Here is a 9,809-nt window from a genome sequence, read left to right on the forward strand (position 1 = left end):
GGCCGAGTCCGCTGCCGCCGCGGTCGCGGCTGCGGGCCTTGTCGACGCGGTAGAAGCGGTCGAAGACGCGCCCGCGGTCGCCGGGCGGGATACCGGGGCCCTCGTCGACGACGTGCACCTGCGCCGTGTGCGGACCCACCGTCACCCGCACGGTCACCGGGGTGCCCGCCGGGGTGTGCACGGCCGCGTTGGTGAGGAGGTTGTCCAGGACCTGCCGGACGCGCTGCGGGTCGAGCCGCAGCCGGACCGCCGCCGGGCCCGGCGCCACCGTCAGCGGATGACCGGGGTGGCTCGCGCGGAACGCGTCGGCGGCCTGCTCGACCAGGTCCACCAGATCGGCGTCCTCCGTCCGCAGCGGGGTCTCCACCTCGGCCGCGTCCAGCCGCGCCAGCAGCAGGAGGTCGTCGAGGAGCACACCCATGCGGGCGGCCTCGGCGCGCAGCCGGGCCAGGTGCCTGTCCCGTTCCGCGGGCGCGTTGGCGGGCGCGTACTGGAAGAGGTCGGCGTAACCGCGTACGGACATCAGCGGGGTGCGCAGCTCGTGGGAGGCGTCCGCGACGAAGCGGCGCAGGCGCTGCTCGGCCTCGGCCCGCACCGCGAGGGAGTCGTCGATGTGCTCCAGCATGGTGTTGAACGCCGTACGCAGCTCCTCCACCTCCGGACCGCCGCCGGGCGCGTCCGCACGCACGTGCAGCCGGGACGCCGACTCGGTCAGGTTGTGCGAGGCGATGCCGTGCGCGGTGTGCGCCATGTCGCTCAGCGGCTTCAGCCCGCGGCGCAGCAAGGCCCGCCCGGCCACCACCAGCCCCAGCAGCGCCAGGCCGAACGCGATGACCTGCACGGTGACCAGCTGCTCGATGGTGTTGTCGATGTCCTTCATGGGCGCCGCGCTGACCAGCACCACGCCGGGCTCGACCTCGCAGCCCCGCAGCCGGTACACGCCTTCGCCGTCGAGTTTCACGGTGCGCAGCAGCTCGGTGTCCGAGTCCGCCATGTCCTCGGCGAACCGGGTGAGGGGGCGGGTGTCGTGCGGGATGTCGGCGGGCTGCCGCAGCACGACCGAGCCGCCCGACACGTCGTACACCGCGGAGAACCAGCCCCAGTACGGCTTCTGCGTCACCGTGCCGTGCGCCGCGGCGTCCTTGGCCTGCACGGTCTGCACGACCTTCATCTGGTAGCCCAGCTGGTGCTGCAGATAGTCGCGCATGTACGCCGTCAGCGCGGTGCCCACCACCGCGAACACCACCAGCGACAGCGCGCCCAGGCCCAGGGCGAGCCGGGTGCCGAGCCGCAGCCTGCGGTACGACCGCCAGGCGCGGCGCATCACTCGGCGGCCTGCCGGACCACGTACCCGAATCCGCGCACCGTCTGGATCAGCGGCTCGCCCGTCGCGTCGAGCTTGCGGCGCAGCCGGCTGACGACCAGTTCCACCACGTTGGAGCGCCCGCCGAAGCCGTACTCCCAGACGTGGTCGAGGATCTGCGCCTTGGTGAGGACCGTCGGCGACTTGCGCATCAGATAGCGCAGCACCTCGTACTCGGTCGGGGTGAGCGTCAGCAGGCTGTCGCCGCGCCGCACCTCACGGGTGTCCTCGTCCATCGACAGGTCCCCGACCCGCAGCACCGAGCGCTGGAACGCCGGGCCCGCGCTGCGCCGCAGCACGGTCCGCAGCCGCGCCATCAGCTCCTCCACGGCGAACGGCTTGACCAGGTAGTCGTCGCCGCCGCGGGTCAGTCCCGCGACCCGGTCGGCGACCCCGTCCCGGGCGGTGAGGAACACCACCGGCACCATCGTCCCGGAGCGGCGCAGCCGGTCCAGGACGCCGAAGCCGTCGATGTCGGGCAGCATCAGATCGAGCACCACGATGTCCGGGCGGAACTCGGCGGCGCGCCGCAGCGCCTCCTCGCCCGTGTTCGCGGTGACCGCGTCCCAGCCCTCGTAGCGGGCGACCGTCGCGACGAGATCGGCGATCGGCGGGTCGTCGTCCACCACCAGGAGTCGTACTTTTTCCACTCGCTCATAGTGCGCCACGCGGCCCCCGGCGCCAGACCCCGGTGGCCCGCTGATCCGGATCGATACCCTCTTGAAAGTTGTACGACAGGGTATCGACAGCAAAGGGCGGCGAAGCTCTATCTCCTGAGGACCCGATCAAGGAGTTTTTGTCCGTGACGACCGTCCAGTCGCCTCCCGTACCCCCCACGGCGATACGTCCCAAGGTCGTGGCCCGCACCGGTCTGTACGCCGTGCTGGCCGCGAACGCGGCCGTCGTGACCCTGTTCGCCGTCCAGGCCGGCTTCGCCTCCAACGCCCTGGTCGTCATCGGCCGCTTCGCCGGCCTCTACGCCGCCCTGCTGATGGCGTTCCAGCTGCTGCTGGTCGCCCGGCTGCCCTGGCTGGACCGCCGTATCGGCATGGACCGGCTCACCAACTGGCACCGCTGGACCGGCTTCGGCCTCCTGTGGACGCTGGTCGGGCACGTCGTTTTCATCACCTTCGGCTACGCCCGGTCCTCCTCCATGGACCCGGTCAGCCAGCTCGTCGACCTCGCCGAGACCGTCGAGGGCGTGTTCCGCGCGGTCGTCGCGCTCGGGCTGATCCTCGTCATCGGCGGCGTCTCGGCCCGCTGGGCCCGCCGCCGCCTGGCGTACGAGACCTGGCACTTCATCCACCTCTACGCCTACGTCGCCGTGGTGCTCGCCTTCACCCACCAGGTCGCCGCCGGTACGACGTTCACCACGTCGTCCGCCGCCACGACGTACTGGTACACCCTGTGGGGCGTCGCCCTCGGCTCGGTCCTCCTCGGCCGGCTCGGGCTGCCGCTGTGGCGCAACCAGCGCCACCAGCTGCGCGTCGAGGCCGTCGTCCCCGAGTCCGACAACGTGGTCTCCGTGTACATCACCGGCCGCGACCTGGACCGGCTGCCGGCCCGCGCGGGCCAGTTCTTCCTGTGGCGGTTCCTCACCAAGGACCGCTGGTGGCAGGCCAACCCGTTCTCCCTGTCCGCCGCGCCCGACGGCCGCACCCTGCGCCTGACCGCCAAGGCCGCGGGCGACGGCTCCGCCGGACTGCGCCACCTCAAGCCCGGCACCCGCGTCTTCGCCGAGGGCCCCTACGGCGCCTTCACCGCGATGCACCGCACCCGGCCGGAGGCCGTCCTGGTCGCCGGCGGCGTCGGCGTCACCCCCATCCGCGCCCTGCTGGAGGAGCTGCACGGCCACGCCGTCGTCATCTACCGGGTGGGCTCCGACCGGGACGCCGTCCTCTACGACGAGCTGCGCGACCTCGCCCACCTCAAGGGCGCCGAGCTGCACCTGGTCACCGGGCCGCCGGTGCCCGACCGGCTGGCGCCCGGCGAACTGCTCCGCCTCGTGCCGGACATCGCCGACCGGGACGTCTTCCTGTGCGGGCCGCCCCCGATGATGAACGCCGTCCTGGGCAGCCTGCGCGCGCTGGACGTGCCCCGGACACAGATCCACTTCGAACGCTTCAGCCTGGCGGGATGAGAGAGACGACGTGAAGCGAGCCATACCTGTCCTGGTCCTGTCCGTGGCCGGACTCATCCCCGTCTGGCGCTACGACGTCTCGACGGGCACCTCGTCCACCGAGGTCGCCGCGCCTGCCTCGACCCCCTCCACCTCCTCCTCCGGGACCGGCGTCGTGGTGAAGGGCACGACGGTGGGGACCGAGAAGGGGGACGTGCAGGTCGAGGTCACCTTCGAGGGTGACGCGATCAGCGCGGTGCGGATGCTGAAGCAGCCGAACCATCCGCAGACGACGGCGGCCGTGCCGACGTTGATCTCGGAGACGCTTCAGGCGCAGAGTGCGGACATCGACACGGTGTCCGGCGCGACCCTGACCAGCGAGGGCTACAAGGAGTCCCTCCAGGCGGCGATCGACGCGCGGGCGGCGGCAGCCGAGGCAGCCCCGTCGCCCACCGCCGCCGCCTCGGCCGCCTCCCAGGTCGTCGCGGGCCCGACGGTGGGGACCGAGAAGGGGGACGTGCAGGTCGAGGTCACCTTCGAGGGTGACGCGATCAGCGCGGTGCGGATGCTGAAGCAGCCGAACCATCCGCAGACGACGGCGGCCGTGCCGACGTTGATCTCGGAGACGCTTCAGGCGCAGAGCGCGGACATCGACACGGTGTCGGGCGCGACGCTCACCAGCGAGGGCTACAAGAAGTCCCTCCAGGCGGCGATCGACGCGAAGGGCGCCTGACGTGCACCGCGTCGAGCAGGTGATGGGGTTCCCGGTCTCCCTGCGCGTCGAGGGCATCGAGGGCGGTGCCGACGTCGACGGCTTGTCCGAGGCCGGGGACGCCGTGTTCGCCTGGCTGCGCGAGGTGGACGAACGGTTCAACCCGTTCAAGTCCCTCAGCGAGGTGTCCCGGTACGGCCGGGGCGAACTGCCCGCCTCCCGGCTCAGCGCCGACCTCGTGGAGGTCCTCGCGCTGTGCGAGCGGTACCGGGTCGCCACCGGCGGCGCCTTCGACGCCCGGCTGCCAGGGCGGGGGTTCGACCCCTGCGCGATCGTCAAGGGCTGGTCGGTGCAGCGGGCGGCGGAGCGGCTGACCGCCGCCGGTGCGGGGCGCTTCTGCCTCAACGCCGGGGGTGACGTCGTCGTCGGCGGGGGACCCTGGCGGGTGGGGATACGGCACCCGGAGATCGCCGACAAGGTGTGTACGGTCCTGGAGCTGACCGACGGGGCGGTCGCGACCTCCGCGCGCTACGAACGCGGCGACCACATCATCGACGGGCGCACCGGGCTCGCGGCGACCGGGCTGCTCTCCGTCAGCGTCGTGGCATCGACGCTGACGGAGGCGGACGCGGTGGCGACGGCCGCCTTCGCGATGGGAAGGGACGGCGTCGACTGGGCGGCGGGCCTGGCGGGTTGCGAGGTGTACGCCGTGGACGCGGAGCGAAGTGTCGTACGGACGGCGGGGTTTCCGTCGGTGGGAGTCGGTGCGGGATCGGCGTGAGGGTGGGGGGCTCGTCTCCGGCGCCCCTTCCCAGGTGCGCCGCCCCCAGAACTGCGAGAGCGGGCTGATTTGATGGACCCGACTGCGGTTGCCGTTTGGCGCAGGTGGGGGAGTGGTCGGCGGTCGAAGGACCGCGGCAGGCGTGCCGTCCCGTATCAGGAGGACATATGCGACGTGGCGAAGTCTGGTGGGCAGATCTCGACGAGCAGCGGGCAGTCGTACTGCTGTCGGGAGAGGAGGCGTCCGGCTTCTTGGCGATGCAGGTCGTCGCTCCCGCGGGCACCGATGTCAGCGGCGTGGCCGTTGAGGTGGCAGTAGGTGCCCCCGAAGGACTGCCTCTCGAAGGCGTCCTGAGAGTCGCACTTCCTCGTCCCGGCCTCATCCCTTGCACTTGGCTGGTCACCCTGGCCAGGGAAGACCTGATCGGGCAGGCGGGCGTCCTGCCGTCCGCGAAGCTCAGCGAGATCGAGGACGCCCTTCGTCTCGGTGGACTCACGTAGGCAGAGAAGACTGCACGGGGCGCAGCCCCCAGGTACGGAACGGGCAGGGGCGGCGGGGGCGGAGGAAAACGCGTCGCCCCCGCCCCACACCGCATGGTGAACTGCCGGTATGAGCCTGACCAGTGAGATCTTCCTTCCGCGCGAGGACGGCAGCCGCCACATCCTCGGTATGGCGGAGGACCCCAGGCCCGACGGAACCGACCTCGCCGGCCCCGAGTCCTGGCGTACGAAGGTGTGGGGCTCGCCGTCGATCCGGCGTATCGGCGCCCGTTTCCTGCCCGCCCTGGTCGACGTCGACGGGAGCGACGGCGACGGCGATGTCGTCGCCCCCGGCCAGATCCCCGCCTTCCTGGACGAGATCGCCCTGGTCCGTGCCGGGTTGACCCGGCTCGCCACCGAGACCTGCTCGCCGGACCGGACGGTCGAGCAGCACGCCCGGCACATCGAGAGCCGCCTGGACGCCATCGAGGCGAGCGCGCGGTACGCGCGGCCGCTCGGCGGAGGCCTGCTGATCTGGTGAGGAACCGCGGGACGCAGCCCGCTCGGCTCCGCTCCGCCCGTCAAAACCCCCGCAACACAAGCGGTCTAGACTCTCCCCGCAACGGCTCGGAACTTGCGTGGTCGAGAGCGGGCAGATACGGCCAGACCCGAAGGGTATTCGGCGCTTTGATACGGATAGATTCAGTCACCAAGCGGTACCCGGACGGAACGGTGGCGGTCGACCGCCTCTCGCTCGAGATACCCGACCGCTCGATCACCGTCCTCGTCGGCCCCTCGGGATGCGGCAAGACGACCACCCTGCGCATGATCAACCGGATGGTCGAGCCGAGCGAGGGCACCATCCTCATCGACGGCGTCGACAGCCGCCGGCAGCCGGTCAACATCCTGCGCCGTTCCATGGGTTACGTCATCCAGAACGCCGGACTCTTCCAGCACCGCACGATCATCGACAACATCGCCACCGTGCCCCGGCTGCTCGGCTGGAGCAAGGACAAGTCCCGTGCGCGGGCCCGCGAGTTGATGGAACGCGTCGGCCTCGACGCCTCGCTCGCCAAGCGCTACCCCTATCAGCTCTCCGGCGGACAGCAGCAGCGGGTCGGCGTCGCCCGCGCCCTCGCCGCCGACCCGCCGGTCCTGCTGATGGACGAACCCTTCTCGGCCGTCGACCCCGTCGTGCGCAAGGGACTCCAGGACGAACTCCTGCGCATCCAGGAGGAGCTGGGTAAGACCATCGTCTTCGTCACGCACGACATCGACGAAGCCGTCAAGATCGGCACGATGGTCGCCGTACTGCGCACCGGCGGCCGTCTCGCCCAGTTCGCGCCGCCCGCCGAACTTCTGTCGAGCCCCGCCGACGCGTTCGTCGAGGACTTCCTCGGCGCCGACCGCGGCATCCGGCGCCTGTCGTTCTTCTCCTCTGCCGGACTCGACCTGCTCACCGCGCCGATCGTCGCCGTCGACGCCACCGCCCAGCAGATCGCCGCCCGCGCCGACGCCGGAGCGCCCTACCTCCTCGTCACCGACGTCGACGGAAAGCCCCTCGGCTGGAGCGAGCCGGACCGGCTGACCGCGGGCCGCATCGACAGGGGCCGACTGCTCTCCCACGGGCGGCCGTTCGTGGCCGGACAGGAGTCGCTGCGGGCCGCCCTCGACTGCGCCGTGCTCTCACCCACCGGCTGGGCGGTCGCCGTGGACGGCGAAGGACGGGCCGCCGGGGTCGTCTCCCAGCAGGCCATCGGCGACGCGATCCGCGGCGCCCACGAGGACAGCGTCAGCCCGCCCAAGGCCCTGCGATGAGCGGCTTCTTCGACATCCCCAGCGACCTCCAGCACAGCTGGTGGGGCCTCATCGGACTGCATCTGCGCGAGGCCCTCCTGCCCGTCCTGGCCGGCCTGCTGCTCGCCCTCCCGCTCGGCCAACTCTGCGTGCGGCTGCGCTGGTTGTACGCGCCGGTGCTGTGGGTGACCACCGTGCTGTACGCCATCCCGTCGCTGGCCTTCTTCGTCGTCCTCATCGACTACACCGGCCAGACCGAACTGACCGTGATGATCCCGCTGACCGTGTACAGCCTGGTCGTGCTGGTCCCCGCGATCGTCGACGCGGTGCGCTCGGTGCCGCAGGAGACGCTCGCCGCGGCCACCGCCATGGGCTTCGGGCCCGTCCGCCGCTATCTCCAGGTCCAGTTGCCGATCGCCGTCCCCGCGATCATCGCCGGGCTGCGGGTGGCCACCGTCTCCAGCATCAGCCTGGTCAGCGTCGGCACCCTCATCGGCAACCAGGGCGCCCTCGGCAACCTGCTCCACGACGCCACCATCTACAACCGTCCGGAACTCGCCTGGAACGCCGTCATCACCATGGCCGTCCTGGCGATGCTCGCCGACGCCGCCCTGGTGCTCGTACGCGTCCTGCTCACCCCCTGGATGCCGAGTGGCGGCAGCGGCGGCGCCGGCGGCGGTCGCCGCACGACGCCCAAGACCGCCGGCGCCCGGCCGCCCGTACCGGCGGCCGAGCCCGCCCTGAAGGACGCAGCCCGGTGAACGTACTCAATTTCGTCAGCGACTTCTTCAGTGACAGCGCCCACTGGCAGGGTTACGACGGCATCCCCACCCGCCTGAGCGAACACCTCGGTTACACGCTGGAAGCGCTGGCCTTCGCTGCCGCGATCGGACTGCCGGTCGGCCTGATCACCGGCCACTACGGCCGCGGCGGCAACGCCCTCTCGCTCATCGCCACCGCAGCACGGGCCCTGCCCACCTTCGGTCTGCTCGTGCTGATGACGATGCTGATCGGCTTCGGCATGCTGCCCGTGATGATCCCGCTGGTCACCCTCGCCGTCCCGCCCATCCTGATCACCACCTACGAGGCGATGCGCTCCGTCGACCCGTCCCCGGTGGACGCCGCGCGCGGCATGGGCATGGCCGAGACCCGGATCCTCCTCCAGGTGGAACTCCCGGCCGCGCTCCCGCTGATCCTCGGCGGCCTGCGCTCGGCGGCCATCCAGATCGTCTCCACCGCCACCATCGCCGCGTACGTCAGTCTCGGCGGCCTCGGCCGCTACATCATCGACGGCCTCTACCAGCGCGACTACGAGAAGGTCGTCGGCGGCGCCAGCCTCACCGCCGGCATGGCCCTGGCCACCCTCGCCGTGTTCTGGGCGATCACCAAGGTGGCGGTGTCACCGGGAGTGCGCAGAAGCGCGTAGCGGCCGGACCGCGAGCAGCAGGACGGCAGGACGGCGTGCCGGGGGGCGCTCCGGCTGTCCTGCTGTCCGCGGCGGGTCGTGCGGCGTCAGACCGCCGGAGTGGGCCGTACGGCGATCGCGTCCACCTCGAACAGCATCCCCGGCAGGGCCAGCGCGGCCACCCCGCTGAGGGTCTGCGCGGGGAGCCGCTCGCCGAACCGGGCCCGCAGCGCCTTACCGAGGGTCTCCAGCTTGGCCGGGTCGTGGTCGACGACGAACGAGCCCAGCCGTACGACGTGTTCCGGACCGAGGCCCACTCCGGCCAGCGCCGACTCCAGCCGGTCGAAGGCGAGGCCGACCTGCGCGGCGAAGTCACCCGGCACGGGCGCGCCGGAGGCGTCGGAGGCGTACTGCCCGGCGATGAAGACGAGTTCGCCGGGCGCCGAGACGGCGTGGCTGTAGCCGAAGGGCGTCGGGTCGTGCAGGGCGGGCGGGTTGGTGATCGTCCGTGCGTCGAGGCTGCTCATGCCCGGCACAACCCGCCCGACGATCAGGGGTATTCCCGCACCGCCCGGTCAGGGGGCGGTGCCGTCACCCCTGCGACCGCGCCAGCGCCTGCTCCAGGACCACCAGCAGCGCGTCCCGCACCGAGCCGCGCTCGCGGGCGTCGAAGACCAGCACCGGGACGCCCTCGGACACGTCGAGTGCCCAGCGGACCTCGTCCAGCCCGTGTTCGACCTGACCGTCGAAAGCGTTCACGGCAACGGCGAACGGGATCCGCTTGTGCTCGAAGTAGTCGACGGCGGCGTAGCAGTCGTCGAGGCGGCGGGTGTCGACGATGACGAGCCCGCCGACCGCGCCCTCCACGATGTCGTCCCACATGAACCCGAACCGCTCCTGTCCGGGCGTGCCGAACAGATAGAGCTTCAGGGTCGGGTCGATGGTGATGCAGCCGAAGTCCATCGCGACCGTGGTGGTGGTCTTGCGCGGGGTGTGGCTGAGGTCGTCCACCCCCGCCGCCACCTCGGTGATGGCCGCCTCGGTGGTCAGCGGCTCGATCTCGGAGATCGAGCCGACGGCGGTGGTCTTGCCCACGCCGAAGCCGCCCGCGATCACCAGTTTCACCGGCAGCGGCGGCCGTACGGCCGCCTGA

At 71.6% G+C, this 9,809-nt stretch carries 12 protein-coding genes; 8 read left to right on the plus strand and 4 right to left on the minus strand.

Annotation, left to right across the window (positions count from 1 at the left end; all coding sequences use genetic code 11):
• Together BZL64_RS14130 and BZL64_RS14135 are read right to left on the minus strand one after the other, a co-directional pair.
• The coding region (locus BZL64_RS14130; protein WP_086769530.1) for a sensor histidine kinase at positions 1–1,324 on the minus strand (1,324 nt) is incomplete at its 3' end.
• The gene (locus BZL64_RS14135; RefSeq protein ID WP_086769531.1) at positions 1,324–2,013 is read right to left on the minus strand and encodes a response regulator transcription factor; all 690 of its coding nucleotides are present in this window, start codon (positions 2,011–2,013) and stop codon (positions 1,324–1,326) included. The genes BZL64_RS14130 and BZL64_RS14135, both read right to left, overlap by 1 nt.
• 152 nt (positions 2,014–2,165) lie before the next feature.
• Between BZL64_RS14135 and BZL64_RS14140 the strand changes: the two genes are divergently transcribed.
• The 8 genes from BZL64_RS14140 to BZL64_RS14175 all read left to right on the plus strand — a co-directional run bounded on the left by BZL64_RS14140 (position 2,166) and on the right by BZL64_RS14175 (position 8,677).
• Entirely contained in the window at positions 2,166–3,503 is a 1,338-nt protein-coding gene (locus tag BZL64_RS14140) for a ferredoxin reductase family protein (RefSeq protein WP_086769532.1), read from the plus strand.
• Between the two features lie 10 nt (positions 3,504–3,513).
• Positions 3,514–4,215, plus strand: coding sequence for an FMN-binding protein (locus BZL64_RS14145; RefSeq protein ID WP_086769533.1), 702 nt, complete (start codon positions 3,514–3,516; stop codon positions 4,213–4,215).
• A 1-nt stretch (position 4,216) separates the two neighbouring features.
• On the plus strand, positions 4,217–4,975 hold the full coding sequence (locus BZL64_RS14150) for an FAD:protein FMN transferase (RefSeq protein ID WP_244205331.1): 759 nt from the start codon (positions 4,217–4,219) through the stop codon (positions 4,973–4,975).
• A gap of 167 nt (positions 4,976–5,142) precedes the next feature.
• Positions 5,143–5,475 (plus strand): type II toxin-antitoxin system PemK/MazF family toxin, encoded by a 333-nt coding sequence (locus tag BZL64_RS14155; RefSeq protein ID WP_086769534.1) that lies wholly within the window; start codon positions 5,143–5,145, stop codon positions 5,473–5,475.
• A 109-nt stretch (positions 5,476–5,584) separates the two neighbouring features.
• A complete protein-coding gene (locus BZL64_RS14160) occupies positions 5,585–5,995 on the plus strand; it encodes a hypothetical protein (protein ID WP_086769535.1) in 411 nt (136 codons plus the stop codon).
• Between the two features lie 146 nt (positions 5,996–6,141).
• Entirely contained in the window at positions 6,142–7,272 is a 1,131-nt protein-coding gene (locus tag BZL64_RS14165; RefSeq protein WP_086769536.1) for an ABC transporter ATP-binding protein, read from the plus strand.
• Complete coding sequence (locus BZL64_RS14170) at positions 7,269–8,012, plus strand: ABC transporter permease (RefSeq protein ID WP_086769537.1); 744 nt, start codon at positions 7,269–7,271, stop codon at positions 8,010–8,012. The genes BZL64_RS14165 and BZL64_RS14170 overlap by 4 nt, the downstream gene beginning before the upstream one ends.
• Entirely contained in the window at positions 8,009–8,677 is a 669-nt protein-coding gene (locus BZL64_RS14175) for an ABC transporter permease (protein WP_086769538.1), read from the plus strand. The genes BZL64_RS14170 and BZL64_RS14175 overlap by 4 nt, the downstream gene beginning before the upstream one ends.
• 86 nt (positions 8,678–8,763) lie before the next feature.
• Here BZL64_RS14175 and BZL64_RS14180 read toward each other — a convergent pair whose 3' ends face one another.
• Entirely contained in the window at positions 8,764–9,183 is a 420-nt protein-coding gene (locus BZL64_RS14180; RefSeq protein ID WP_086769539.1) for a RidA family protein, read from the minus strand.
• Between the two features lie 64 nt (positions 9,184–9,247).
• Positions 9,248–9,809: GTP-binding protein (locus tag BZL64_RS14185; protein WP_086769540.1), on the minus strand; the 562-nt coding region annotated here is incomplete at its 5' end.

Origin of the sequence: Streptomyces bobili (genome assembly GCF_002154575.1) — a bacterium.
Lineage (GTDB): Bacteria > Actinomycetota > Actinomycetes > Streptomycetales > Streptomycetaceae > Streptomyces > Streptomyces bobili.